Consider the following 26,071-nt stretch of genomic DNA (forward strand, 5'->3'; position numbering starts at 1 on the left):
CGCGAAGCCAACATTCACGAGGCGACACAATCCTGATAGCACCATTTTTCGCTTCAATTCCCCACTTCCCCAACATGCTCAACTCGTTACGAACGCTTTTCCTGCTTATCTTATCGTTCAGCAGTATAGCCGCTCCGTCACCCATCTTCTTGAAAGGCCAATGGCGGTTTCGGACGGACCCGGCTGATGTTGGGGTGACCGAGAGATGGTTCGGTGCCACACTGCCGGAAACCATCAGGCTGCCGGGCTCGATGCTTGAAAACGACAAGGGCGACAAGGTGACGCTGAATACGCAGTGGACGGGCAGCATCTACGATAGTTCGTGGTATTTCAATCCACGGATGGCCCAGTACCGGCAGCCCGACAACCTGAAATTTCCGTTCTGGCTGACACCGGCGAAGTATTACGTGGGCGCAGCCTGGTACCAGAAAGACGTCACGATCCCGAAAGCCTGGGCGGGGCAACACGTTACGCTGGTGCTGGAACGGGCGCATACCGAAACCCGCGTCTGGGTCGACGATCGGGAGGTTGGCCTGCAAAACAGCATGGTGGTAGCGCATGAATACGACCTCAGCAGCGCCCTGACGCCCGGCAAACACACCATTACGATTCGTATCGACAACCGAATCAAGGAGATCAACGTCGGTAAAGATTCGCACAGCCTCACCGACCATACTCAGGGCAACTGGAACGGCATTGTGGGTAAGCTCGAACTCCGCGCTGAAGCCCCCGTCTGGTTCGACGATGTGCAGATATATCCCGATCTGGCCAACAAGCGGGCGCGGGTGAAGCTGACCGTCCATAGCTTACAGAAACAAGCCACATCGGGCACCATCACGTTATCGGCGGTCAGTTTCAATTCGCCTGTAAAGCAGACCGTGAAGCCGTTGACAGTGCCGGTAAAGCTGGAGGGAACAGAAAAGGTTGTCGAAGTTGACCTGCCAATGGGCGCGAACTTCCTGACCTGGGATGAGTTCGATCCGGCCCTATATCGGCTGACGGCCACCATCAAAACGACCACCGGTCTGCAAAGCGACCGGCAGGTGTCGTTCGGGATGCGCGAATTCGGCATCGACGGAACCCGGTTCACCGTCAACGGTCGGCCGACGTTTCTGCGCGGGACGGTAGAGAACTGCCAGTTTCCGCTGACAGGCTACGCGCCAATGGACGTGGCGGCCTGGGTACGTGTCTACACGATTGCGAAGAAATACGGCCTGAATCACATGCGGTTCCACTCGTATTGTCCGCCCGAAGCGGCGTTTGAAGCGGCCGACCTCGTTGGTTTTTACCTGCAACCAGAAGGGCCAAGCTGGGCCAATCACGGGTCGTCGCTCGGCGATGGGCACCCGATCGACAAATTCATTTACGACGAAACCGACCGGATGGGCAAGGCTTATGGCAACTACGCGTCCTACTGCTTGCTGGCTTACGGCAACGAGCCGCGCGGCGGCAAGCAGGCCCAGTACCTGGCCAAATTCATCAACTATTGGAAAGCGAAAGACCCGCGTCGGAAATACACCGGCGCGTCGGTGGCGATGAGCTGGCCGCTGGTGCCCGAAAACGAGTACATGATCAAGTCAGGCCCGCGTGGACTGCCCTGGAATCAGCTTCCCGAAAGTAGGAGCGATTACCGCAGTAAGATCGCCGATTTCAAAGTCCCATACGTGACACACGAACTGGGGCAATGGTGCGTGTTTCCGAACTTCAAGGAAATCAAGAAGTACACGGGCGTGTACAAAGCGAAGAATTTCGAACTGTTTCAGGAAGACCTCGCCGACCGGGGCATGGCCGACCTGAGCGACGATTTCCTGATGGCGACGGGCAAATTGCAGGTATTGAGCTACAAGACCGAAATGGAAATGGCCTTCCGAACGCCCGGTTCGGCCGGTTTCCAGATGCTGTCGCTCAACGATTACTCGGGTCAGGGAACCGCGCTGGTCGGCCTGCTCGACCCGTTCTGGGACGAAAAAGGCTACCTGACCGCCCCGGAGTTTACCCGTTTCTGCGCCCCGACTGTGTTGCTGGCCCGTCTGCCCAAGTTCGTGTACAAGGCCAACGAAATCTTACAGGCCGATCTTGAATTGTGCCATTTCGGGAAAGCACCGCTGACCGACGTGACCATAAACTGGACGATCACCGACGCAGAGAAAAAGATCATGCCGGCCAGTGGAGACATTGACTTGGCTACCATTCCAATTGGCAGCAACAACGCGATCGGTAGCATTTCGGTACCGCTAGGTCGTTTCACTAAAGCCCAGAAGCTTAAACTCACCGTTTCCATCGTGGGTACGTCGATTACCAACGATTGGGATATCTGGGTGTACCCGACTACCGTGCCTGAGGCTAAGTCCGACGCTATTTATTTCTGCACGGAATTGGATGCCAAAGCTGAGGAGACGCTGAAAAACGGCGGAAAAGTCTTTTTGCAGGCGGCCGGTAAAATCGAGAAAGGGAAAGAAGTGGTGCAGCAACTGGCACCGGTATTCTGGAACACGTCGTGGTTCAAAATGCGGCCGCCCCACACGCTCGGCTTTCTCGTCGACCCGAAACACCCCGCCTTCGCCGATTTTCCGACAGAGTATCACAGCAACCTGCAATGGTGGGAAATCGTGAACAAAGCGCAGGTAATGAACCTCGAAGAGTTCCCGCTCTCGTTCCGCCCGCTGGTTCAACCGATCGACACCTGGTTCCTGAACCGTCGCCTGGGCATGATCCTCGAAACGCGTGTTGGCCCCGGTAAACTGATGCTGTGCAGTGCCGACCTGATGAGCAATCCCGAAGGCCGCCCCGTCGCCCGTCAACTGCTTCACAGCCTAACGACCTACATGGAGTCGGCGCGTTTTGATCCGAAAGAATCCGTCGAGCTATCGGTGATAAAAAAGCTATTCACAACCCCCTCGCAGGATACGTTCAAAGCCTACACCGCTGATGCGCCGGATGAGCTAAAAACGAAAGCGCAGCTGAAGTATTGATTGGCGCAGGTACGTTGCTGGTGTGGGTGGATGGCGCAAATTGCTGACGCCTAGCCGAAGGGCCTGAAGCGCGAAGCAATTCACAAGCGCGTTAGCAACAGCACACTAGCACAAATCCTACACCCTAATAGTCCTAACCCATGAATCTCAGAACACTTTCCCTACTTTTCCTGAGCTGCCTTATGCCCACGGTAGTCACGCTAGCCCAGCGCCAGATGGAGCGCCTGAACCGGGGCGTAGTGGCCGTTCGGAGGAGCGGCGATGTCGTCTACGTAGGCTGGCGACTGTTCGGGACTGATCCGGCCGACGTGGCGTTCAATGTGTATCGGGGGAAAACAAAGATTAATCCATCACCTATTACCGGTGCCACAAACCTGATCGATAAGACAAGCACGTCAGGTACGTATACAGTGCGTGCGGTGGTTAATGGTAAAGAGCAGGCCGCTTCGGAAGAAGCGCAGGTGTGGGCGAAAAATTACCTGTCGATCCCGATTCAAGCACCAGCTAGTGGGACTACCACCGCCGGACAGGCTTACAGCTACGTCGCCAATGACTGCAGCGTGGGTGATCTGGATGGCAACGGCGACTACGAGATTGTAGTGAAGTGGGACCCGTCGAATGCGAAAGACAATTCACAGGCGGGTATTACCGGAAATGTATACCTGGATGGCTACAAACTGAACGGTACCCGCCTCTGGCGCATCGACCTGGGCCAGAATATTCGGGCGGGGGCGCACTATACGCAGTTTATGGTCTACGATCTGGACAGCGACGGGAAAGCCGAAATCGCCTGCCGAACCGCCGATGGCACCGTTGACGGAAAGGGTAAGGTCATTGGTGAGGCCAGCGCCGATCACCGGAACGAGAAAGGCTTTATCCTGAAAGGGCCTGAGTTTCTGACTATCTTCAACGGGCAAACGGGCGCGGCCATGGCCAGCACAACGTTCCTGCCCCAACGCGACCCCGTAGGCGGCGACAACCCGACCGACGACCAGATGCGGGCTACCTGGGGCGATGCCAACGGCAACCGCATCGACCGCTTCATTTCGACAGTGGCCTACCTCGACGGTCAGCGCCCCAGCCTGGTTATGGGTCGTGGTTATTACACCCGGCTGGTGCGCGCCGCCTGGGACTGGCGCAATGGCAAACTAACCCAACGCTGGATCTTCGACAGTGAATCGTCGCCTGAAAACCGGGCGTATCGGAGTCAGGGCAATCACCAGCTCACGACGGGCGATGTAGATGGCGATGGAAAAGATGAAATTGTCAACGGATCCAGCGTGATCGACGATGATGGCAAGGGGCTGTACACCAACGGACTGGGACACGGCGACGCGTTGCATATGAGCGATATAGACCCCGATCGACCCGGTCAGGAAATCTGGCAGTGCCACGAGTCACCGCGTTCGTATGGTAACTACGGTCTTGAATTTCGTGATGCGAAAACGGGGCAACCGCTCTGGGGCGTACCGGGCACTGGTGATATTGGCCGGAGCCTTGCCGCCGATATCGATCCGACGCACAAAGGCTACGAATGCTGGGGAGCTACCGGCGGCCTGTACGATTGCAAAGGCCAGCAAATCGGCACAAAAAAGCCACCTGTCAACTTCGCTATCTGGTGGGATGGTGATCTTTCGCGCGAACTGCTCGATGGCCCACGGGTCAGCAAATGGGATCCGGCAACGAACACAAACAACCGCCTGTTTTCGGCCGCTGATGTGGCAGACGGCGTGTCGAACAACAGCACCAAAGCGAACCCCGGCGTTACGGCCGACCTGCTCGGCGACTGGCGCGAAGAGATCGTTTATCGCAACAGCACCAACACGGAACTACTCCTGTTCACCACCACCGACCTCACCGACACCCGCCTATTCACGCTCATGCACGACGCCCAATACCGCGTAGCCGTAGCCCATCAGAATTCAGCCTACAACCAGCCTCCGCATCCCAGCTTCTATCTGGGCACCGATATGATCATGCCACCACAGCCAAACATCGTGACGAAAGCGAAGTGAGGGGGTGTGTTGTAAGAAGTTGCTTTCGCACGGCTTCGCGAGCCAGACCCTTCGATACCGGAACTTTCCTATACATTGGTGAGCCGCGCTTTTGTCATCCCGACGACAGGAGGGGTCGCGGCGTTCCTTCTGTTAGCGGCTGGCACTTTTAATAAGAACGCCAAGATCCCTCCTGACGTCGGGATGACAAAAGCGCTGCTAGTTCGCGATAATCAATCAATTTAAGTGGCATACTAGAACGCGAAGCAGATAACCACCGCCCCTGTATAAATCGATCCCAACTAAGTAAACGCGGCGACCCGCCACCCTTTACCTTCACAAACTTGCTTTCTTTAACGGATGACACGATTACCTTTTCTTGCCCTTTTCCTGATTTTGTCGCTTGCCTCGTTTGGGCAAAAAACGCAGGCACTCTGGTACAAACAACCCGCCCGAAACTGGAATGAAGCGCTGCCCGTGGGCAACGGCCGATTGGGCGTGATGGTGTTCGGGAAGGTGAATGAAGAACTGCTTCAACTCAATGAAGAAACGCTCTGGTCGGGTGGGCCGGTGAACCGGAATCCAAATCCGGGTGTGGCCAAATTCCTGCCTGAGGTCCGCGAAGCCCTGTTCCGGGAAGATTACGCACAGGCCGCCAAGCTGACGCAGAAACTTCAGGGCCTCTACTCCGACGCGTATCAGCCGCTGGGTGATCTGGTATTGAAACAGCCATTGACCGGTACAGCCACGAATTACTACCGCGATCTGGACATTACCAACGCCACCGCGACCACCCGTTTTACCATCGATGGCGTGACCTATACCCGAGAAATATTCGTGTCGGCACCCGATCAGGTAATTGTTATCCGGCTCACGTCGAGTAAAAAGGGAGCACTAAATTTTACCGCTGCTACGCGCAGTCCGCACCCGATCTCGAAAACGGTACCGGGTCGCGATGAACTGGTTATGCGCGGTAAAGCGCCCGCCCATGCCGACCCCAACTACGTCAATTATAACAAACAAGCCGTGATTTATACCGACAGTGCGGGCTGCAAAGGCATGCGCTTCGACTGGCGGGTGAAGGTAAAGTCGACCGATGGCCAAGCGTCGACGGATACGGCTGGCATTCGGATTCAGGGCGCGACCGAAGCTGTGCTGTACGTGACCGCTGCCACCAGTTTCAACGGCTTCGATAAATGCCCCGACAGCGACGGACGCGACGAAAAAAAACTGGCCGAGACGTACCTGAGCAAAGCGATGGCCAAATCTGCTGCCTTACTTCGTCGCGACCATATCGCTGACTACCGAAAGCTGGCTAACCGCATGAGCCTGACTCTCAATAGCGAAGCCGCTCCGGTAGACCTGCCGATGGACGAGCGCCTGAAACGGTACACCGACGGAGCCGCCGATCCGGCGCTGGAGAGTCTCTACTTTGCGTTTGGGCGTTATTTGCTGATCTCATCGTCACGACCAAAGAAAGAGGGCGAACCGGGCGTTCCGGCCAACTTACAGGGTATCTGGAATCCGATGGTCCGTCCGCCGTGGAGCAGCAACTTCACCACCAACATCAACGCGGAAATGAACTACTGGCCCGCCGAGATGGCCAACCTGTCGGAACTGCACACGCCGCTACTCGACTGGATCGGCAACATGGCCGCAACCGGTCGCGAAACGACAAGAAATTTCTATAACATGGGTGGCTGGACGGTCCACCACAACTCCGATATCTGGGGCCTCTCGAACCCGGTTGGCGATAAAGGAAAAGGGAGTCCATCGTGGGCCAACTGGGCGATGGGCGGTGCCTGGCTGAGTCAGCACCTGTGGGATCATTACGCCTATACCGGTGACCGAACGTACCTGAAAGGCTACGCCTACCCGCTGATGAAAGGCGCGGCCCAATTCTGCCTCGACTGGCTGGTCGACGACCAAAAGGGCCATCTCGTCACTGCCCCGTCGACCTCGCCCGAAAACGTATTCGTCACCGAAAAAGGCGAGAAAAATTCGGTATCGGTAGCGACTACGATGGATATGGCCCTGATCTGGGATGTGTTCAGCAACACGATTCAGGCGTCGGAGCAATTGAACATGGATGCCGATTTCCGGCAGAAATTGCTTGATGCGAAGAAGAAGTTGTTCCCACTGCAAATTGGCAAGAAGGGCAACCTACAGGAATGGTATAAGGACTGGGAAGACGAAGATCCGCAACACCGGCACGTGTCGCACCTGTATGCCTTGCACCCCGGCCGTGAAGTTTCGCCGCTGACCACGCCTGCGCTGGCCAATGCCGCCCGCAAAACGCTCGAGATTCGGGGCGATGATGGCACGGGCTGGAGCAAGTCATGGAAGATTAATTTCTGGGCCAGACTGCACGACGGCAACCACGCCTACAAACTCCTGCGCGAACTGCTGAAACTGACCGGTATGGAAGGAACCAACTACAACAAAGGCGGCGGAACGTACCCAAACCTGCTGTGTGCCCACCCACCGTTCCAGATCGATGGTAATTTTGGCGGCACCTCGGGCATCGGCGAAATGCTGCTGCAAAGCCACGATGGTGTGCTAAATCTGCTGCCTGCCCGCCCCGATGCCTGGGCGTCGGGCGAGGTGAAAGGCCTTAAAGCGCGCGGTGGCTATGAACTGGATATGACCTGGGCCAATGGTAAACTAACCCGCGTCGTCGTGCGCTCGACCCTCGGTGGCAATTGCCGGTTGCGAGTGCCAGGTACGTTGACTGCTGCTGGTTTAAAGCCCTCCAGCGGCGTCAACCCTAACCCATTTTATGCTCTGCCCGTCAGCCAGTACCGGACCCAAACACCAGAAACCGCTACTAATGGCGTCGCAGTATACGATTTGGCCACCGCGCCGGGGAAGTCGTACGTACTGGTGGGCGCTCGATGATTTCTTGTCATCCCGACAACGGAGGGATCGTGGCATTCTTACTAAAAGTGCCAGGCGCTACCTAAAGGAACGCCACGATCCCTCCTGTCGTCGGGACGATAAAAACACACAATCACCAGTTCTACGTTGTCGCTTGCCTGCGGCGAGTGACGATTATTAGTAGGGCCTCTGGCCCGGACATAGCCAGTGAAACAAAACGGCGGCTAACATCGGTAATGATTACCCAACGGGCCAGAGGCCCTACTGATAGTCGTCACTCGACACAGGCAAGCGACAACATATCCCGTCGAAAGTAACCTAATGCCGTGAAGCTTAAAGACCATAAATTAAACCAATTCCCAATAATGAAAACCCTCCTCTTCTTTGCCACTACGCTGGCAATCTGCACCTTCTCGGGTACAGCCACTTTTGCTCAGAAAAATGAAAAAGGTGTTGCCGAAGCCGTTGAAAAGCTACGAAAGGCCATGATTGACCCCACCGAGGCGAACCTGAACGAACTTGTTTCCGATAAGCTAACCTACGGCCACTCGGGGGGTAAAATAGAAGATAAAGCCGAGTTTATCCGGGCGCTGGTCAGCAACGACTCCGACTTTAAAACCATCGACCTGACCGAGCAGAAAATTGAAATCATTGACAACACCGCCCTGGTTCGGCACGTGCTGACGGCCGTAACGGCCAACAAAGGCGTACCCGCCACCGCGCATATCGGCATCCTGCTGGTGTGGGTGTATCAGAAAGGAGCCTGGAAACTAGTTGGTCGTCAGGCTGTTAAGGTGTAGTTGGTCAATTAAGTAATTTGGAAAACTCTTTTTTGTCATCCCGACGCAGGAGGGATCGTGGCGTTCCTTCTGAAAGGGCTAATCACTACCTAAAGGAACGCCACGATCCCTCCTGCGTCGGGATGACAAAAAATCTCCAACATGATCCACCTCCTTCTCTTTCTTTCCCTACTCCTTCCCTCTGCTGAAAAATCTGCGCCTCCGGCTTGGGTAAAACTGGTAGGGGCACGCACTGCACCAGCGAAAAAAACGGTGTTTTCTACGGCTACCTATGGTGCCGTTGCGGATGGGAAAACGCTCACGACGAAAGCCATTCAGCAGACAATTGACGCCTGCGCGGCGAAGGGTGGCGGCGTGGTGACGTTCAAGCCGGGGCAATACCTGACGGGATCGCTGTTCCTGAAAAAAGGCGTAACCCTGCATCTCGACAAAGGTGTTGAACTGCTTGGTAGCCAATCGCTGGCCGATTATCCGGAGATCGATACACGGGTGGCGGGAATCGAAATGCGCTGGCCGGCGGCGCTGATCAACATCATCGACCAAAATAACGTGGCGGTCACCGGCACCGGCATTGTCAACGCGCAGGGGAAACCGTTCTGGGATAGCTACTGGGCCTTGCGAAAAGACTACGAAGCCAAAGGCCTGCGCTGGATCGTAGATTACGACGCTAAACGGCCCCGCACGCTGCTCGTTTCCGGCTCGTCGGATGTGACACTCAAAGGCATTACGCTCCAGCAGGCCGGTTTCTGGACCGTCCATATCCTCTACTCCAACCACGTCACGGCCGATGGACTGATAATCCGCAACAACATCGGCGGGCACGGCCCCAGCACCGACGGCATCGATATCGACTCATCGACCTACATCCTGGTGCAAAACTGTGATATTGACTGCAATGACGATAATTTCTGCCTCAAAGCTGGTCGCGACCGGGACGGCCTGCGCGTGAATCGCCCAACCGAATATGTGCTTATTCAGAACTGCGTATCCGGTGCCGGTGGTGGGCTGATTACGTTTGGCAGCGAAACATCGGGCGGTATAAACCACGTGATGGCCCGCAACCTGACCGCCAAAGGTACCGGCGTGGGTATTCGCCTAAAGTCGGCCATGACGCGGGGCGGCACCGTATCGGATATTTACATGGAAAACATTACGATGGAAGATGTGGGTGTGCCGGTGGAAGTAACCATGAACTGGAATCCCAGCTACAGCTACTCGACCTTGCCCGCTGGCTACACCGAAGCGACCTTACCGCCCCACTGGAAGGCGATGCTGGCCAAAGTGGAACCCGCTGAACGGGGTATTCCGCACTTCAAAGACGTGCACATTTCCGGGTTGAACGTCACCGGTGCTAAACGCGGCATCATGGCGGCGGGCCTCGCCAATTCCCTGCTCGAAAACTTCACGTTTACTGACGTAACTATTGCCGCCAACACCGCTGGCCAGATCGACTACGCCAAAAACTGGACGGTGAAAAACCTGCAAATCACCGCCCAGGACAGCAAACCTATCGTGGTCAAAAACAGCGACGGGCTGCGCTTGTAGGTACGTCTGATGCTTGATAAAAAACGAGGTACGTTGCCGCTATATATGGAGCAACGTACCTCGATTTGCTTCGCGGCGGCAACGCACAGCGCGAAGCAACGCAGAACCTACGCATCATCGTACTGCCAGCTGAAGCCGTTGTTGCAGGTCTTCGGTAATCAGCTCCCGATTGATCCACGCGGCGGCCTTAGAGCCATTGGCGATTGCGATCCCTACCTGTCGGAAAGGATTGGTGGTGTCTCCAGCGGCGAACAGGCCAGGTACGTTGGTTTCCCCGAATTCGGTCGCCTGAATCAAGTTGTTTTTGGTCATGGCGCAGCCTAGCTGACTGGCGATGTCGGTATGGTGTTGAAAGGGAACACGGGCAAAAATAGCTGTCGGATGCGCCCGTGTTCCGTCTGTAAAACGCAAGGCCGTGAGCTGGCCCGCATTGTGTTCGAGGGCGGCAACGGGCGTTTCTACAATTGGGATATGCAACTGCTCCATCGTTTGCCGTTGCGCCTCGGTCAGCGTGGATGAGCCGTTGGTGTACAAGGTGAGTTTACCTGTCCAGTGTTGAATCAATGTGGCCAGTTCGTAACCCGTTTCGCCATTTGCCAGTACACCCAGCGGCTGACTATGCACTTCATATCCGTGGCAGTACGGGCAGTGCAGCACCGATATGCCCCAGCACTCGGCGAAGCCTGTTAGGTCGGGCATGATATCGGCAATGCCTGTTGTCAGTAAGAGCTTCCGGGCAGAAACTGATGCGCCACCAGCCGTTGTAACGGTAAACCCGTTGCGGACTTGTGTGGCCGAAATAGCTGTATCGGCCCAAAATTCTACCGTCGGGTAGTGGCTCACCTGCTCACGGGCAATGGCCGAAATCGCCGCTGGTGTTTCTCCGTCGCGGGTCAGAAAGCCATGCGAGTGGGGCGTTTGCTGGTTGCAGGGCTTACCCGCATCGATCACTAGTACCCGTCGAAGAGAACGGCCAAGTAGCATGGCTGCGCTCAGCCCGGCATTGCTGCCGCCAATAATCAGTACGTCGTATGCTTGTTCGTTGGCCATGTTATCTGCGCGTGGATTGGTTATCATGCAACTATGTTGCAAAGAGAGTACTATTATTGATTTCTCGCAAGCAAAAGCCTTAATTTATTGCAACAACGTTGCAATAAATTAAGGCTCATCAACTGCCTAGCTCTTTTCTAGATACGTTTCTGATCCTGCCCGCTTCGTATCTACGGCATTTTTGCCAGGTTTTCCCAGCGCACTACCCATTTGCCATTCTTCGGGAAACCGGGCGACAACGTACCTGGCCCGTTATCCCAGCCAGCACACATCATGGCAACGGCCGTAAGCAGGCCTCCATTACCGGGCAGGTAAATGCGGAGGTTGTTGCGCTGGTAGTTGTGGCCGTTGTGCAGGAACGTGTTTTTGGTCACCGGCATCAGCAGGGCGTCGATGGCTTTGTCGGGTTTGCCGAGGCGGGCGGCCGTCATGGCTACGAGCGGGTAATCCCAACCCCAGGTGCTTTCCCAATTCCAGACGGTCATGATCTTGTCGAAAGTCCGGTTCATCGTGGGTACGTCGAGCGAGGGCGTTTTAGGCATGTAGCCATAAGCTCCCAACACCGCCGGGTGATCGGTCATGAACTCGGGATTGGTGTACGAATCGGGCGCACTTTCGGCGGCAAGATACAGGCCATCCTGCGCGGGGAACGGCGATAGTCCAGCCAGTACTTTATCCCATTCAGCGTTGCGGGGCATGCCGAGGCGTTCACGCCATTGCTGGGCAGTAGTCAGGCCCCACCACCAGTAGGCCAGTTCGAACGGCGGGTTATAGGTGCTGGCGTACTTGAAGCGTTCCTGCGCCGGAATCATGCCTTTACCCAGAATGTATTTGCCTTTCTGCGGATCGAGCCAGGCGTAGGACGCCATAAAATCGGCGGTGGCGAAGACGAGGTCTTTGTAGGCGTTCAGCGTTTTCTGGTCGTGGCGATTACGATAGCTGAGTTCGGCAAAGTAAATAAAGTGTGGCTGCTGCCAGATCAAGAACGGGCCAATCGGCGACGGGCTTTCGTTGCCAACCTCATCGACCATCTTCTGCCAGCGAACGCCGTTGAAGCCCTGCCGCTGGGCCAGATCGGCGGCACCGGGACGCGCTACGTTGTACCAGCCCAGGCTTTTTTCGAGCAACGCGGGACGGTTCCATAGGGGAAAATGGGCCGCGTGCCACCAGTGCATTTCGAGGTGCGGTTTGCCGTACCAACTGTTGTAGGTCAGGCCGGTTTCCTGCGGCGGAATAGAGCCCGAGCATTGAATTTTGGTCAGGTACTGCGACAGCACGATCCGCCGCTCCAGTTCCTTCGCCCGTGGGTCGGTACTGCCCGACAAGTCAACGGCTCCACCCGTTGTCCAGAACGAGTACCAGTGGGTCTGGTTGGCCTGCTGAGTGGTAGCAAAAGTGGCTTGACCTGTTTTTGCTGGCGTTGGGCCTGACGTAAACCGACAGGTGAATGAAAATGTGGTAGCTGATTTATCAGGAGTTAGCGCAAACTCGTGCGCTTTCACTTCCCGTACGGTGGCCTTTCCTATCCAGGCGAGGGCGGCGGTGTAGCGGGTCGTATCGAGCTGGCGTTCCATCACCACGGCGTTGGCAGTCGTTGGCCGCAGGCGGGTGGTGTGGCGGGTGGGCTTGCTGAAATCTGGAATGCCTTCCCAGTCAGTAGCGCCGTATGGGAACCGCAGCGTAACCTGTAACTGGCCGGTCGAAACCAGCGGGGAACGTACCTGAACGGCCACCATATCCTGCGAAGGATGGCAGATCGTCACCACATCGACGGGCTGGTTATCGACCTCGAAATGGCTTCTGATTTCGCCTTTCCATAAATCAAGCGTCTGCCGGATGCTTCGTAGGTCGGTCATTTTCACAGCCGAGCCATCCGCTTTTTTCAGGTCGAAGCCGATCATGCCCAGGTGGAGCCGGTGCGGATTTTCGCGGAAATAGTTCGAGACTGCTTCCTGCCGCCCCGCGCCTTTGATGGAGAACGTGTACGGTACCTTTCGCCCATGCTGATCAATGGTGTTATACACTTCACTCAGCTTATAATTGGCAGGATTGGGTACCGCATGCCAACCCCATTGCGACTGCGTACCGAGCGGAACGGCGTCTTTGTAATAATCCGGAAACGTTTGCAGGCCCGTTGCATCAACCGTAAACGCGAACTCACCATTACCAACGGATACTGAGCCAAGTGTATCGAACCGGGTATTGATCACGTCATGGCGGGAAACCAGCGATTTTCGGTCAATTTTAAGAGGCGGCCCCGTCTGTGCAACGGTGAAGCTGGCGATGGCGAGCAGGAAAACAAGTGAGGAGAAAAAACGCATGAGTAGCAGAGAAGGAAGTAGTCTGAATTTGGCCGAAGCGGCACTAACGCACAAAAAGAAGTCCATCAGAAACCTAATGGACTTCTCGATTTTCATGAGAATAAAAGCTTACTGAAAAAAGGGGGACGTACCTGGCTACAAGGATCCACGCCGGATCATGTAGAATGGGTTTTTAACCTTTATGTGTTTATTGTCGAGTAGCAATGAGGCGGTAGTGTAGCCCATGGCTTCGAAATTGGTACTCACCACGGTGATGTCCAGCAGTTCTTTCAGGGTGGTATCGTTGAAGGAGATCATCCCGATTTCGCGACCCAGCTGAAAATTCGTTTGCCGCACTTTTTTGACCAGTTCCGACAGGTCCATTTCTTCAACTACAACATAGGCGGTACCGGCCTGGAGGTGCTCATTCAGGGCATTTTCCTTGATAGCAAACTCTTTATCAGCGTTGATGCAGAACGATCTGAAACCGCGCGCAATCTCGACCGGATAATTGCCGTCGCTGGGTAAAACCAATACCATCCTGTCATACTTTGTCAACAGATCCTGTGCCGTTTCCAGCGCTTCCCGAATATCTTTATCAAAATTCTGGTGAACGCTCAGGATGTTGCCGGGCAGTTCAGGTACGTCCTTATCGAGTAACACCAGCTGGTTTGCCGGAATCGATTCAAGTACCTTCATGTAATTGGCTTTATCGAGGTCCTGCGTGAAATGCGGCATTACCACGTAGTAGTTGTACTTGCCGAGGTTCTCTTCTATGATCTCCTGGAAATGCTGGGCGCTGTAATGATGAATCTGAAGATCTACGTTTGCCCGATCGCCCAGGGCTTTCAGAAAGGCGTAGTAGATGATCTTCTTATATGAACTGAGCTTGTTGAATACCAGTAGAATTTTCAACTTCAGCGCGTCGTTAGCCTGCACGTAATACCCTTTCCCCTGCACAGATGTGATGTAGCCGCGTTCACGGAGCTCGCGGTACGCTTTCTCGACGGTATCGCGCGCCAGATAATATTCAATGCTTAGTTCGCTGATAGACGGTAGCTGCTCACCTTTCCGCAAAACGCCCCGGCCAATATCGGTAATGATCGACTGAACAATCTGCTTGTATTTGGGCGTCTTGTCTTTTGGGTTGAACTGAAGCTGATAGATCGGTATAGACGTACCTGGATATACATCGATGAAGTCATACGACTGGCGGCGATGACGTGGCTCGATGGCTTGTCTCTGTAACATAGCTAGTAGAATAGATACATTGAAGCAATGATAAGAAGCTAGAATTGTACCAAACCAAGGGGTTGAGTGGTAGGTTAATTTTCGTCTGTATTTAGACAGAACCAAGAAAATATCTGATTTTATTTATGCAAACGTTACCGGGAACGTTGCCAGTGTATTCCTCTCCCTGCCGGTATTTCAGAATTGACCCAACATCCGCGTAAAAAGCAGCGAATGGGTATTCCCGGCATTATGGTATTTTTGCAGGCCCTTAAGCGGGTGCTTCTATGCTCGAAACTTTTTTCAACGCCGCTTCGCATCAGGCTGGTCTTCTCATCGATACACTACTATCGGTGTTGAAAGTGCTGATCAAGTCTCGCTTCTCGGTAGAAATTCCTCAACCTCAGCGGTCTGCCTGTTCTATTCTGGGCAATGGTCCGTCGCTTCGCCAATCGCTTGATGCTGATCTGGCATTCATTCGCGAAACGGAGGTAATCTGCGTGAATAACTTCGCCTCCTCACCCGAATATGCGCAGTTGCAACCCATGAATTACGCCCTGCTCGACCCCGCTTTCTTCCTATACCATGAGCAGAATAACGAGCGGAAAGACGTGGAGAAAACGATTCGCTGCCTGATCAACCTTACCGTCTGGCCTATGAATCTGTTCGTACCGCAATCGGCGCGGGGAAGCTACCTGGTGAATCAACTGCACGGCAAACACCCGAATGTCAGGGTCGTTTATTTTAACTACACGGTGGTGCGGGGCTACAACTGGTTTCGGTTCTTCATTTTCCGGAAGGGGTGGGGCATGCCGCAGTCGCAGAATATTCTGGCGGCCTCGCTGTATCTGGCCATTACCCGCCGGTTCAGGGAGGTGTACCTTTTCGGAGCCGATCATTCGTGGCACGAAGAGATCCGAATTTCTGACGGAAATGAGTTGCTCATGAAACAGGAGCATTTCTACGATAAGCCTGGCACGGTGGCCTATATTCCGGTCTACGACGTAGTGAAGAAAGAAACGTCGCGGATGTCGGCGCAATTTGCCTCGCTGTCGAAAGCGTTTTACAGTTACGAAGTCCTGCGCGACTACGCCGCTTCGCTGAACGTTCAGGTCCTGAACGCCAGCGCGAAAAGCTACGTTGATGCGTTTAAACGAGTTAAATTAAGGTGAGAGTTAAGAATTAAGAATTAAGAATTAAGAGTTGCTCCGCTTAGCAACGTACCTGAGCAGAGCAACTCTTAATTCTTAATTCTTAATTCTTAACTCTTAATTCTCCTCCCATGCTTGATCTATCAAATAAATCCATTCTCATTACCGGCGGTACTGGCTCGTTTGGCAAGAAGTTCGTCGAAATAGTGTTAAAGCGTCATCCCGAAATCAAACGGCTGGTGGTGTACTCGCGCGACGAGCTGAAGCAGTTCGAAATGAGCCAGACGTTTTCGACCAGCCAATACAAAGCCATGCGCTATTTTATCGGCGATGTGCGCGATGGCGAACGGCTGAAACGGGCCTGCGAAGGTATCGATATCATCGTTCACGCCGCCGCGCTGAAGCAGGTGCCCGCCGCTGAATATAACCCGATGGAATGCATCAAGACCAACGTCTTTGGTGCCGAAAACGTGATCAATGCGGCCCTCGACAACGGCGTGCAACGCGTAGTGGCCCTCTCGACGGATAAAGCCGCCGCGCCGATCAACCTCTACGGAGCCACTAAACTCTGTTCGGATAAGCTCTTCGTAGCCGCCAACAACATGAAGGGCGCACGCGATCTGACTTTCTCGGTGGTTCGCTACGGTAACGTAATTGGCTCGCGCGGATCGGTGGTGCCGTTCTTCCTGGAAAAACGCAAAGAAGGCGTATTGCCCATCACGCATAACGACATGACGCGCTTCAACATCTCACTGGAGGATGGCGTTGAGATGGTGCTGTATGCGCTGGAACACGCCTGGGGCGGCGAAATCTACGTGCCCAAGATTCCGTCGTATCGGATCACTGACGTGGCTACGGCCATTGGCCCCAACTGCGAGCAGGTGCTGGTAGGTGTTCGTCCCGGCGAGAAGCTCCATGAAGAGATGATCACCGAAACCGATTCGCTGAATACCGTTGAAACCGCCCGCTATTACGTGATCACGCCTTCAACGCCTACCTGGAATGTCGACGACTACCTGGAAGCGTTCAATGGTAACCGCGTGGCCGAGGGTTTCAAATACAATTCAGGAACCAACGATGAATGGCTCACCGTTGACCAGCTCCGCGAGCAGATCCGCAACCACGTCGACCCTTCGTTTGCCGTGTAGAATAGCGCACAGATTTAAGAGATCGAACGGATTTACGCGGAGTGTTGGATTTAAATGGAGTGGCTCTGCCTCCGTCTATATATTCGCTTAAATCCAAAATCAGCGTGAATCCTTTTAAATCCTTCTAATCCGCGTACCATTTGTATGCATAACAATCCCATTCCATACGGTCGGCAGCACATTACCGACGAGGATATCGCGGCGGTAGCCGAGGTGCTGCGCGGGCCAATGCTCACGCAGGGACCCAGCATCGGCGCGTTTGAAAAAGCGTTTGCTGAGTACATTGGTGCGCCCTATGCCGTGGCCGTTTCGAATGGAACGGCGGCGCTTCACCTATGCTGTATGGCCCTGGGTGTTGGCCCCGGAACGCGGGTGATTACCACACCCATCACCTTCTCGGCCTCGGCCAACTGCGTTCGCTATTGTGGCGGTGAGGTCTACTTTGCCGACATTGACCCCGAGACGGTCCTGCTGGATGTAGCGGCCGTTCGGGCGTTGATCGAATCGAAACCGGCTGGCTTTTTCTCCGGCATTATTCCCGTCGATTTCGCTGGTTATCCCGTTGACATGGCTGCATTCCGGGCGTTGGCCGATGAGCATGGGATGTGGTTGCTGGAAGATAGCTGTCATTCGCCGGGTGGTTCATTTATCGATGAACAGGAAAAAAACCATCGTTGCGGTGATTCGTCGCTGGCCGATCTGGCTATTTTTAGTTTCCATCCCGTGAAACATATTGCCTGCGGCGAAGGCGGCATGATTACGGCCGGCACCGAAGCACTGTACAACCACCTGATGCGGCTGCGTACCCACGGCATCACCAATAAACCCGGCGACTTTACGCCGCCTTACGACGGTGAGCCCGAACGCGGCGGCTGGTACATGCAGTTGCAGGAACTGGGCTACAACTACCGCCTCACCGATATGCAGGCTGCACTGGGCCTTAGTCAGTTGCAACGCGCCGACCAGATGTTAGCCCGTCGCCGCGAGATTGCCGCCCGCTACGATGCTGCCTTCGCTGGTGGCAGCGTGCAAACTATCATCCCGCCCGAGAATGTGGGCCATGCGTACCATCTGTACGTGGTGCAGGTCGACGACCGGAAGGGGTTATACGATTACCTGCGAACGAAAGACATCTTTGCGCAGGTGCACTATATTCCGGTGCATACCATGCCGTATTACCAGCAACAAGGCAACAGACCGGGCGATTATCCGCTGGCCGAACGCTACTACAGCCGTTGCCTGAGCCTGCCGATGTATCCCACCCTCACCGACGAGGAACAGCAGTACGTGATCGATGAGGTACTGACATTCGTGGGCCAATGAAACGGAGGTTGCTCTGGGTAGCCGCCGCCATTCCGGTGGTGTATTACGTCGGCATGGTGATCTGGTACGCCTACGATTTTCCGTACATGGATGATTACCCGGTGGTCGTCGATTTCCTGAATCGCTTACCTGCGGCGGAGACCGTTAGCGCAAAAACGGCGCTGCTGCTGGAACAGAATAATTTCCACCGGCTGGTGCTGGCCAAGCTCATTGCCTGGCTCAACATGGCGCTGACGGGATCCGTCGATTTTCGCGTGATGCAGTATGTGGGTCTGCTGGCGTTGCTGGGTACGTCGTGGCTGCTTTACCGGAGCGCTGAATCGTCGGCCTCTATTGATAAACCTGACCATTACCGGGTCACTACCGAAGCGGGGGCGTCGGCGTTACAACTGCCCGTTTTTTTCCTGCTCTTTCAGTTCCAGGGTTGGAATGTGGCCTTCTGGAGTATTGTGGCGGCCTCGAACGTAACGGCACCAGCACTGGCGTTGCTGGCCATTTATCTGGCAAACCGCCGCCGCGAGGGGTGGGCAATCGGCGTTGCCTTCATTGCCCTGTTCACCAATGGAAACGGTATTTTGGTGTTACCCATTCTGCTGCTGGGCTGGCTGTTCCAGCACCGATGGCGCTGGGCGATGGGTACGTTGCTGATCACGATTCCGGCGCTCCTTTACTATTTCCGGGGCTACCAAAATCCCTCGGGGCTGCTGATTACCCAACTCATCAGCGTGGAGCACATACGGCACCTGCTGGCGCTCGATACGGCTTTTCTGGGGGCTATTGCCTACCACCCGGCCGTTGCATGGCTGCCCATTTTACTGGGTAGCATTACAATCATCTGGGCCCTGTACCTGCTTCGGATACGCTACGACCGGCTGAATCCGACGCTGTTCTGGCTGCTCGTTTTTCTGCACCTGACGGGCCTGATGCTGGCCGTGAACCGGATTCAGAATGATACCAGCATCGTGTTCGCCTCGCGCTACCGTAACATCACGGCCCTGCACATGGCAGCAACGTACCTGAGCGTACTCGACGTGCTGATCCGGCGCGATTTACGCTGGCGGGGCATCCATCTGACCAACTGGTTTGCGGGTGTGGTTCTGGCCGGAACGATTGGGCTCTGGGCGATATCGAATGTAACGTACCTGAGCAAGATCGAGCGGTTCCGTGAGTTGAAACAGACCGATAATTTGCTCTGGCAGCGCTACGGACAAATTCGTGCCTGTGCGCCGCAGTACGAACCCGCTTCCCGATTAAGCGATCTGGCAAGCCAGGGCGTCTTTCGCCCAAGACCAATCTCGCCGGCTTCGTTGAAAAGCCGCCCGGTTACCGTTTCACCAGCCACAACACCCGGCGATTCACTGGTTTACGGCATTGATATACGGCGGCGCGACGAAGGCTTTCTGGTCGTCAGTGGCTGGGCGAAGGTGGCGGGGCGCAAAGCCAATTTCAACGATACGTTTGTGGGCGTGAAAACGGCAACCGGCTGGCAGTATTACACCACACTCTTCCATCAGCGACTCGACAAGGAAGACTCGGCCAACGACAAGGACACCGGTTTCACTGCCATCATCCCCGCTGCCCAGCCTACCGACTCGCTCGCTATCTTCGTCCGTTCTGGCAACTACGCGGCAATGGTAGATTTGTAGAGGAAGCCACGTCGGACCGCCATCGTGGCTACCCGTGACGATAAAACAACGTACCTGAACCACTTTCCAGACTTACGGCTCCTTTTACTTACGACTTTCAGCATGAAGACACTCTGTATTATTCCGGCCCGTGGCGGGAGCAAACGCATTCCACGGAAGAACATCCGGCCATTTCTGGGATCGCCGATTATGGCGTATTCCATCCGGGCGGCGCAGGAGTCGGGGCTGTTCGATGACGTGATGGTGTCGACGGATGATGCCGAGATTGCCCAGATGGCGCAGCTCTATGGCGCGTCGGTGCCGTTTGCCCGGTCGGCTGATACCGCCAACGATTTTGCGACTACCGCCGCCGTGTTGACCGAAGTGCTGAACGCCTACGCGCAGCATGGACAATCGTTCGACCGGGCCTGCTGTCTGTATGCCACGGCTCCGTTCGTTACGGCCGATACACTTCGGGAAGCCTTCGCTAAGCTGGAATCAGGCGGGTTCGATACTGTTTTTCCGGTGGTGCGATTCAGCTTTCCCGTTCAGCGGGCCGTTATTTTTCAGAACGACCGCCTTGCCTGGCTTGAACCCGACCACGCCCTCACCCGCTCGCAGGATTTACCGCCCGCCTTTCACGATGCCGGTCAGTTTTATTTCTTCAACGTACCCAGCTTCCTCGAAACGGGTCAGTTGCTGACCAGCAACACCAGCGGCATCGAAATTTCGGAGCTGGAATCGCAGGATATCGACAACCTTGTCGACTGGCAACTTGCTGAGCTGAAGATCAGGCTCTTGGCTCAATCCCGATCAGCTTAATTGGTCGTTAGTGTGGTAGCGGCCGCCGGATTCAGGTGCGTTAGATAAGCGCGGATATCGGCGGCAGACAGCCTCAGCGACAGCGTAGCTATGTGATTATCGGGGCGGAGCAGCACGGCAAACGGTTTGTCTACGCCAAATAGCTCAACAACGCGCGGGTACAGCGGAATTACGCTGACGTCCAGCCAATTGCTGTGTTCGTCACGTACCGACTTCTCCAGGGTCCGGTGTTCTTCGCTCCCATCCGAAAAAAGAAGCAGGTGGAACGTTGGCGCGGTGAGCCGGTCGTACACCCCCACACCATCCACCAGAAAATACGGCATCCGATCACCCGCTTTTACCGGCAGCGCCTGGTCGCCATAATGCTGACTCAGCGAACTATCCCGGTAATTGATACCAATCATGGAAATGGTCGGGAAAATGGCCGCCCGCGTCGCGTCGAACTGTGTAGCCAGCCCGGCCAGCGTGGGGAACAGATTATCCCGGAAGAACCGGATGTACCAGTTGTCGGCCGAAGCGATGTCGAACAACTGATCGGTCGATTTCAGCAGGTTCTTTGCGTTGGCCAAACGCTCTTCACTGTAAGTATCCAGCAAGGAGGGCTGCGCGTAACCGTTCAGGACAAAAGCCATTTTCCAGGCCAGATTGTACGCGTCCTGAATACCGGTGTTCATGCCCTGTCCACCCGCCGGCGTATGCACATGAGCCGCGTCGCCCGCCAGAAAGCAGCGCCCCGCCGAGAACCGTTCGGCGTGGCGGGTGTGCACCTTATAGGTCGATAACCACCGCACGTTTGTGATGTCGAGCGGGCGTTTGATCAGCGTTTTTACCCTGATCTCAAGTTCTCCGTGCGAAATGGTGTTGGTCTGACTGGTGTCGTATTCAGGTACGTTGCCGATCAGCCGCCAGCGCTTTTCGCCTTCCATCGGAAACATAAGCATAAACGAATGTCCACCGAAGGTGCCGTAGAAACTCATCGGCTCGGCCTCGAACTCCATGTCTACATCAGCCACGTAGAACAGCCGGGGGTTGGTCGACCCTTCGAAGCCAAGGCCGGTCAGGTGTCGGGTTGTACTGCTGGCCCCGTCGCACCCCACCACATACCGGGCCTCGACCTGTAGCATTGTCCCATTGGCTTCCTGTAGCTCTGCCAGTACGTGTTCGTCAGACTGGGTCAGGCTTGTCAGACCCGTTTGCCAGCGGACGTCTTTCCCGTGGTTCCGCAGGTGATCGTACAGCAGGCGCTCGGTTTTGCTCTGCTCAAAAACCAGCACGAACGGAAACGGACTCAACTGACCGCCAATGTCGGCGAAGTTCAGCCGGGCGCTTATGTTACCCTCGTGCAACAGCGTCACCTGCTGAACGACGGATCCATGGGCAATGGCCTGTTGCGCCAGGCCAAGCTGGTCGAAGATCTCCATCGTGCGTGCATGCACCACCATGGCTTTCGACAGCTCTGTTGTGCCCTCCTTCTGGTCAACGATCAGGCAATCTATGCCAAACCGCCCCAACTGCGCTGCCAGCGACAGACCGGTTGGCCCGGCGCCGATAATGAGTACATCTGTTTTGAGCGCTGTTTGCATAGAGCTGTCTGGTTGTAGCTGAGGCGTTTAGCCGTTTGGTATGCGTCAGAAACAACTGATTGCCTCACAGTTTGTTTGATGCCAGCAGAACAAATCAGACCATCTGATACACTCGAAGGAAGTGAAAAGACGATGGCAGAGGACTATTTTCCGATCACTTCGTTGCGGTGAGACACGCCCCACTGATGCAATTCTTCAATTACCCGGTCCAGCGACTCACCGTGCGTTGTGATGGCGTACTCGACAGTAGGCGGAAACTCATCGTGCACCGTTCTACTGATCAGCTTGTTGTCTACCAGATTCTTTAGCTCTTTCGACAGCGTCTTATCCGTAATCCCGTTTACCTCCCTGGCAAGTTGCTTGAACCGCCTGGGGCCGTTCGACAGGGCGAATAAGATCAGTAATTTCCACCGGCCTTCTACCGCTTCCAGCGCATCCTTGATTGCCAGCACATTTTTGGGGCACCCTTCTCCTCTCAGCATGGTTTTGCTTGCCGTTCGTCTGCGTTACTTGCTTACTGGATAGCGCTATCCAACGGGGAAGTGCTTTCGAATGGCTAGTAAATATAAATACGTTTGCGGTGGAGTAAAAAATACCTGCATGACCAGTAATAAACGACCTTCGAAAGTGCTGCACATCACCCTCTGGATAGTGCAGATCCTCTTATCCGTCAGCCTTATCTGGGCCAGCCTAACAAAGCTGTTTCAGCCGATTGCCGCCCTGTCGGCCATGTGGCCCTGGACGGGGCAATTGCCTATTGGCGTGGTAAGAGCCACTGGACTAGTGGATTTGCTGGGTGGCCTTGGCTTAGTGCTCCCCTCGTTGCTTCGGATCAGGCCAGGTCTTACATCCATTACCGCTGGTTGCGTGGTGCTGCTGATGATCTGTGCCGCAATATTTCATGTTGTCCGGGGCGAAGCCGCTGTTATCGGAGTAAACATTGTATTTGCCCTGATGGCTGCCTTTGTAGCCTGGGGAAGGGGCCAGAAAGCACATATAGCTGCTAACTAGAAACAGAGAAGTACGTCTGCCTTGTTACATTAAAAAAAGCAATCAAGATGCAAGCTTATATTTTAACGGGTACCAACGGTCCCGACTCACTCCAGCTTACCAACGTACCCACCCCCACGATCAGCGCCAGCGATGTACTGGTACGCGTTAAAGCCATCAGCCTCAATCCCGTCGATTACAAAACGGCACGCGGCAAAGCCATGTGGGGTACCCTTTCGGCGCAGCCGCCCGTAATTGATGGGTGGGACATTGCCGGGGAGGTTACGGAAGTGGGTGCCGATGTGACCGAGTTTAAAGTGGGCGACGCCGTTTTCGGAATGGTCAACTTTCCCGGTGCCGGTCGTGCCTATGCGGAGTATGTAGCCGCTCCGGCCGATCATCTGGCTCATCAGCCTGCCAACATCAGTGTCGAAGAGGCCGCCGGAGCCACGCTGGCAGCCTTGACCGCCTTTCAGATTATGAAAAAAGCCAATGTACAGGCTGGTCAGCGGGTGTTGGTACACGCGGCTGGTGGAGGCGTGGGTAGCTTCGCCGTGCAGTTTGCCAAAGAGCGGGGTGCCTACGTACTTGGCACAGCCTCAGCCGCCAAACGCGATTTCGTGCTATCGCTGGGCGCCGACGAGGTAATCGACTACACGCAGGTACGTTTCGAAGAGGCTATTGAGCCCGTCGATTTTGTCTTCACGGGTATTGGCAATGATATCCCGACGCGTTCGCTGTCAATTATTAAGCCGGGCGGTAAGCTGATCAGTATTGCCGGGGGCGTCACCCCCGAAGTAAGCACCCAGGCCCAGGCCAGCCAGATCAATGCATCGGCTTTCCTGGTGTCGTCGAACGGTGCCGATCAGCGGGCCATTGCCGACCGGTTAGCCGACGGCCGACTCCAGTCGTATGTGTCGCAGACCATTCCCTTCTCACAACTCCCGGATGCCCTTCGGCAGTTGGAAGAAGGCAAAACGCAGGGCAAGATTATTGTGACGGTGTAAATCGCGGCTGGGCCAGGCGGGCTCGCCGGGTACGTTCAATGCCTTAAACTGACTGGCATGGCGCTGTTTTGTGGCGAGTTGCCTTGCCTGTCGTTCGTCAATAAAGTAACCTTACTGTCACATTGTGGTTCCGTTCACTAGCAAGAGGCGCGGCAGGGCGGCGTTCATGTTGTAGTTTTGTCGTTTCCGATTGTAGCGACCCTTCCTCATGAAACGAATTCTCTTCCGCGCCGACGGTACCACGCAAACGGGTATGGGCCACATTATGCGCAGCCTTGCCCTCGCCGACATGCTGAGTCCGGCCGACGATAGCGCTGAGGCTGGTTTCGACCGGCGGTTTGCTATTCATCAGCCATCAGCAGCGGTGCTGAAGACCATCGCCAAACAGGGAATTCCGGTTATTACGCTAGAAACAACCGACCTCGACGAGCTTCTCCGTCATGTTACGGCCGATGACGTCGTTGTTCTAGACGGCTATGGCTTTGATGAATCGTTTCAGCGGGCTGTGCGGAAACAGGCGCACAAACTGGTATTCATTGACGATCTGATGCTGGGAACGCAGGTTGCCGATGTGGTGATCAACCATGCGGGCGACGTAACGCCCGCTGATTACCAGACCGAATCCTATACGAAACTGCTGCTTGGCGCTCCCTATGCCCTGGTCAATCCGGCGTTCCGGCAAAAAGCGCAACCCAAAGACGGTGAGAATAAAGCCTTCGTGAACATGGGTGGGTCCGATCCACATAATGTCAGTCGCGAGGTGGTGGAATTGTTGCTGACCCAGAATGCCGAACTGAAGGTAACGGTTGTACTGGGTTCGGCCAATCCCCACGCCGACACGTTTACCGACTTGCCGAAAGACCGATTAAGCGTTCAACAAAACCTGTCGGCCAAGCAGATGGCGCGTGTTATTGGCGGCAGTGGCTTAAGTGTAGTAGCCGCCAGCACCATTGCCTACGAAGTAGCCACGGTGAGCCGTCCCATGATCATCATTCAGACGGCCGACAACCAAAGCCGACTCGTCTCGTTTATGCGCGACCGACACCTGACGCTGGGCGCGCTGACCCTGCCTATTGCCCCCGATAAATTTGAGGCAGCTGTGGGCAAAGCCCGCCTTACGCCTACGGTATTCAAGCAACGCCTCGTGTTCGACGGAAAAGCCGCCGATCGGTACAGGCAGCTTTTCACGCAGTTATGCGCCACCGAGTAGCCACTGCCGCCGACGTTCGTCTGTATTTTGACTGGGCGAATGACCCGGACACGCGTCGGCAATCGTTCCACTCCGCGCCCATTTTATGGGAGAACCACGAGGCGTGGTTTGCTGGGAAAATAGTCGACCCCAACGCCTTGTTGCTGGTTTTTGAGACGGACGAACATGAGCCCGTTGGCCAGGTACGTTTTGACCGGCAGACCGACGGCGAGGTAATTGTCGGCATCTCGGTCGATAAAGCATTTCGTGGACGTGGACTCGCCTCTCTGCTCATTCAACAGGCTTGTGAGGCTTGTCGGAAAAAGTGGGGCAACGTACCTATATCGGCGTACATCAGACCGGATAATCAGCCGTCGATTCGCGCCTTTGAACGGGCCGGATTCACGGACTCGCACGAAAGCCGTAAATTTGACGTTGAATCAGTCTGTTTAACGTTCAGATAAC

General features: G+C 55.2%; 19 protein-coding genes. 14 read left to right on the top strand and 5 right to left on the bottom strand.

All coding sequences use genetic code 11. The features are described from left to right. Nucleotides 1-74 precede the first annotated feature (74 nt). The 5 genes from J2I46_RS13250 to J2I46_RS13270 all read left to right on the top strand — a co-directional run bounded on the left by J2I46_RS13250 (nt 75) and on the right by J2I46_RS13270 (nt 10,188). Nucleotides 75-2,972: an exo-beta-1,4-galactosidase gene (locus J2I46_RS13250; protein WP_207329508.1), complete on the top strand. Its 2,898-nt coding sequence runs from the start codon at nt 75-77 to the stop codon at nt 2,970-2,972. Nucleotides 2,973-3,112: 140 nt separating this feature from the next. Continuing rightward, entirely contained in the window at nt 3,113-4,987 is a 1,875-nt protein-coding gene (locus J2I46_RS13255; RefSeq protein ID WP_207329509.1) for a rhamnogalacturonan lyase, read from the top strand. Between the two features lie 339 nt (nt 4,988-5,326). Further along, nucleotides 5,327-7,864: a glycoside hydrolase family 95 protein gene (locus tag J2I46_RS13260; protein WP_207329510.1), complete on the top strand. Its 2,538-nt coding sequence runs from the start codon at nt 5,327-5,329 to the stop codon at nt 7,862-7,864. Nucleotides 7,865-8,208: 344 nt separating this feature from the next. Next, nucleotides 8,209-8,643, top strand: coding sequence for a nuclear transport factor 2 family protein (locus tag J2I46_RS13265; protein WP_207329511.1), 435 nt, complete (start codon nt 8,209-8,211; stop codon nt 8,641-8,643). A gap of 141 nt (nt 8,644-8,784) precedes the next feature. Beyond that, nucleotides 8,785-10,188, top strand: coding sequence for a glycoside hydrolase family 28 protein (locus J2I46_RS13270; protein ID WP_207329512.1), 1,404 nt, complete (start codon nt 8,785-8,787; stop codon nt 10,186-10,188). A gap of 114 nt (nt 10,189-10,302) precedes the next feature. Here J2I46_RS13270 and J2I46_RS13275 read toward each other — a convergent pair whose 3' ends face one another. The 3 genes from J2I46_RS13275 to J2I46_RS13285 all read right to left on the bottom strand — a co-directional run bounded on the left by J2I46_RS13275 (nt 10,303) and on the right by J2I46_RS13285 (nt 14,789). After that, nucleotides 10,303-11,238 carry an NAD(P)/FAD-dependent oxidoreductase gene (locus tag J2I46_RS13275; RefSeq protein WP_207329513.1) on the bottom strand — a complete coding sequence of 312 codons (936 nt, stop codon included), beginning with the start codon at nt 11,236-11,238 and terminating at the stop codon, nt 10,303-10,305. A gap of 170 nt (nt 11,239-11,408) precedes the next feature. Next, the gene (locus tag J2I46_RS13280) at nt 11,409-13,655 is read right to left on the bottom strand and encodes a hypothetical protein (RefSeq protein WP_207329514.1); all 2,247 of its coding nucleotides are present in this window, start codon (nt 13,653-13,655) and stop codon (nt 11,409-11,411) included. Nucleotides 13,656-13,694: 39 nt separating this feature from the next. After that, nucleotides 13,695-14,789, bottom strand: coding sequence for a GntR family transcriptional regulator (locus J2I46_RS13285; protein WP_207329515.1), 1,095 nt, complete (start codon nt 14,787-14,789; stop codon nt 13,695-13,697). A gap of 266 nt (nt 14,790-15,055) precedes the next feature. Here J2I46_RS13285 and J2I46_RS13290 point away from each other — a divergent pair, with 266 nt between their 5' ends. The 5 genes from J2I46_RS13290 to pseF all read left to right on the top strand — a co-directional run bounded on the left by J2I46_RS13290 (nt 15,056) and on the right by pseF (nt 20,837). Further along, a complete protein-coding gene (locus tag J2I46_RS13290; RefSeq protein ID WP_207329516.1) occupies nt 15,056-15,940 on the top strand; it encodes a hypothetical protein in 885 nt (294 codons plus the stop codon). Between the two features lie 110 nt (nt 15,941-16,050). Then, complete coding sequence (gene pseB, locus J2I46_RS13295) at nt 16,051-17,067, top strand: UDP-N-acetylglucosamine 4,6-dehydratase (inverting) (protein ID WP_207329517.1); 1,017 nt, start codon at nt 16,051-16,053, stop codon at nt 17,065-17,067. 144 nt (nt 17,068-17,211) lie between these two features. After that, a complete protein-coding gene (pseC, locus tag J2I46_RS13300; protein ID WP_207329518.1) occupies nt 17,212-18,390 on the top strand; it encodes a UDP-4-amino-4,6-dideoxy-N-acetyl-beta-L-altrosamine transaminase in 1,179 nt (392 codons plus the stop codon). Beyond that, nucleotides 18,387-20,036 carry a hypothetical protein gene (locus tag J2I46_RS13305; protein ID WP_207329519.1) on the top strand — a complete coding sequence of 550 codons (1,650 nt, stop codon included), beginning with the start codon at nt 18,387-18,389 and terminating at the stop codon, nt 20,034-20,036. The genes pseC and J2I46_RS13305 overlap by 4 nt, the downstream gene beginning before the upstream one ends. Nucleotides 20,037-20,138: 102 nt before the next feature. Next, complete coding sequence (pseF, locus tag J2I46_RS13310) at nt 20,139-20,837, top strand: pseudaminic acid cytidylyltransferase (protein WP_207329520.1); 699 nt, start codon at nt 20,139-20,141, stop codon at nt 20,835-20,837. Here the strand turns inward: pseF and J2I46_RS13315 are convergent. Both J2I46_RS13315 and J2I46_RS13320 read right to left on the bottom strand, forming a co-directional pair. Further along, complete coding sequence (locus J2I46_RS13315) at nt 20,834-22,420, bottom strand: FAD-dependent monooxygenase (protein WP_207329521.1); 1,587 nt, start codon at nt 22,418-22,420, stop codon at nt 20,834-20,836. The two genes, pseF and J2I46_RS13315, sit on opposite strands and share 4 nt — an antisense overlap. A gap of 143 nt (nt 22,421-22,563) precedes the next feature. Next, a complete protein-coding gene (locus J2I46_RS13320) occupies nt 22,564-22,902 on the bottom strand; it encodes a winged helix-turn-helix transcriptional regulator (RefSeq protein WP_207329522.1) in 339 nt (112 codons plus the stop codon). Nucleotides 22,903-23,020: 118 nt separating this feature from the next. Between J2I46_RS13320 and J2I46_RS13325 the strand changes: the two genes are divergently transcribed. The 4 genes from J2I46_RS13325 (at nt 23,021) to J2I46_RS13340 (ending at nt 26,070) form a co-directional block, all read left to right on the top strand. Further along, the gene (locus tag J2I46_RS13325; RefSeq protein WP_207329523.1) at nt 23,021-23,431 is read left to right on the top strand and encodes a DoxX family protein; all 411 of its coding nucleotides are present in this window, start codon (nt 23,021-23,023) and stop codon (nt 23,429-23,431) included. 47 nt (nt 23,432-23,478) lie between these two features. Next, complete coding sequence (locus tag J2I46_RS13330; RefSeq protein WP_207329524.1) at nt 23,479-24,417, top strand: NADP-dependent oxidoreductase; 939 nt, start codon at nt 23,479-23,481, stop codon at nt 24,415-24,417. A 208-nt stretch (nt 24,418-24,625) separates the two neighbouring features. Then, the gene (gene pseG / locus J2I46_RS13335; protein WP_207329525.1) at nt 24,626-25,627 is read left to right on the top strand and encodes a UDP-2,4-diacetamido-2,4,6-trideoxy-beta-L-altropyranose hydrolase; all 1,002 of its coding nucleotides are present in this window, start codon (nt 24,626-24,628) and stop codon (nt 25,625-25,627) included. After that, the gene (locus tag J2I46_RS13340; protein WP_207329526.1) at nt 25,612-26,070 is read left to right on the top strand and encodes a GNAT family N-acetyltransferase; all 459 of its coding nucleotides are present in this window, start codon (nt 25,612-25,614) and stop codon (nt 26,068-26,070) included. Before pseG ends, J2I46_RS13340 begins: the two co-directional genes overlap by 16 nt. Nucleotide 26,071 lies beyond the last annotated feature (1 nt).

Origin of the sequence: Fibrella forsythiae (assembly GCF_017353175.1) — a bacterium.
GTDB lineage: Bacteria > Bacteroidota > Bacteroidia > Cytophagales > Spirosomataceae > Fibrella > Fibrella forsythiae.

What these genes read in the sequence shown, in the direction of transcription:
- pseG (WP_207329525.1), top strand. Translation starts at nt 24,626, where the DNA reads ATGAAACGAATTCTCTTCCGCGCCGACGGTACCACGCAAACGGGTATG.
- J2I46_RS13305 (WP_207329519.1), top strand. Translation starts at nt 18,387, where the DNA reads ATGAAACGGAGGTTGCTCTGGGTAGCCGCCGCCATTCCGGTGGTGTAT.
- J2I46_RS13265 (WP_207329511.1), top strand. Translation starts at nt 8,209, where the DNA reads ATGAAAACCCTCCTCTTCTTTGCCACTACGCTGGCAATCTGCACCTTC.
- J2I46_RS13290 (WP_207329516.1), top strand. Translation starts at nt 15,056, where the DNA reads ATGCTCGAAACTTTTTTCAACGCCGCTTCGCATCAGGCTGGTCTTCTC.
- J2I46_RS13315 (WP_207329521.1), bottom strand. Translation starts at nt 22,420, where the DNA reads ATGCAAACAGCGCTCAAAACAGATGTACTCATTATCGGCGCCGGGCCA.
- J2I46_RS13285 (WP_207329515.1), bottom strand. Translation starts at nt 14,789, where the DNA reads ATGTTACAGAGACAAGCCATCGAGCCACGTCATCGCCGCCAGTCGTAT.
- J2I46_RS13275 (WP_207329513.1), bottom strand. Translation starts at nt 11,238, where the DNA reads ATGGCCAACGAACAAGCATACGACGTACTGATTATTGGCGGCAGCAAT.
- J2I46_RS13340 (WP_207329526.1), top strand. Translation starts at nt 25,612, where the DNA reads ATGCGCCACCGAGTAGCCACTGCCGCCGACGTTCGTCTGTATTTTGAC.
- pseB (WP_207329517.1), top strand. Translation starts at nt 16,051, where the DNA reads ATGCTTGATCTATCAAATAAATCCATTCTCATTACCGGCGGTACTGGC.
- J2I46_RS13280 (WP_207329514.1), bottom strand. Translation starts at nt 13,655, where the DNA reads ATGAAAATCGAGAAGTCCATTAGGTTTCTGATGGACTTCTTTTTGTGC.
- J2I46_RS13320 (WP_207329522.1), bottom strand. Translation starts at nt 22,902, where the DNA reads ATGCTGAGAGGAGAAGGGTGCCCCAAAAATGTGCTGGCAATCAAGGAT.
- J2I46_RS13270 (WP_207329512.1), top strand. Translation starts at nt 8,785, where the DNA reads ATGATCCACCTCCTTCTCTTTCTTTCCCTACTCCTTCCCTCTGCTGAA.
- pseC (WP_207329518.1), top strand. Translation starts at nt 17,212, where the DNA reads ATGCATAACAATCCCATTCCATACGGTCGGCAGCACATTACCGACGAG.
- J2I46_RS13330 (WP_207329524.1), top strand. Translation starts at nt 23,479, where the DNA reads ATGCAAGCTTATATTTTAACGGGTACCAACGGTCCCGACTCACTCCAG.
- J2I46_RS13255 (WP_207329509.1), top strand. Translation starts at nt 3,113, where the DNA reads ATGAATCTCAGAACACTTTCCCTACTTTTCCTGAGCTGCCTTATGCCC.
- J2I46_RS13325 (WP_207329523.1), top strand. Translation starts at nt 23,021, where the DNA reads ATGACCAGTAATAAACGACCTTCGAAAGTGCTGCACATCACCCTCTGG.
- pseF (WP_207329520.1), top strand. Translation starts at nt 20,139, where the DNA reads ATGAAGACACTCTGTATTATTCCGGCCCGTGGCGGGAGCAAACGCATT.
- J2I46_RS13250 (WP_207329508.1), top strand. Translation starts at nt 75, where the DNA reads ATGCTCAACTCGTTACGAACGCTTTTCCTGCTTATCTTATCGTTCAGC.
- J2I46_RS13260 (WP_207329510.1), top strand. Translation starts at nt 5,327, where the DNA reads ATGACACGATTACCTTTTCTTGCCCTTTTCCTGATTTTGTCGCTTGCC.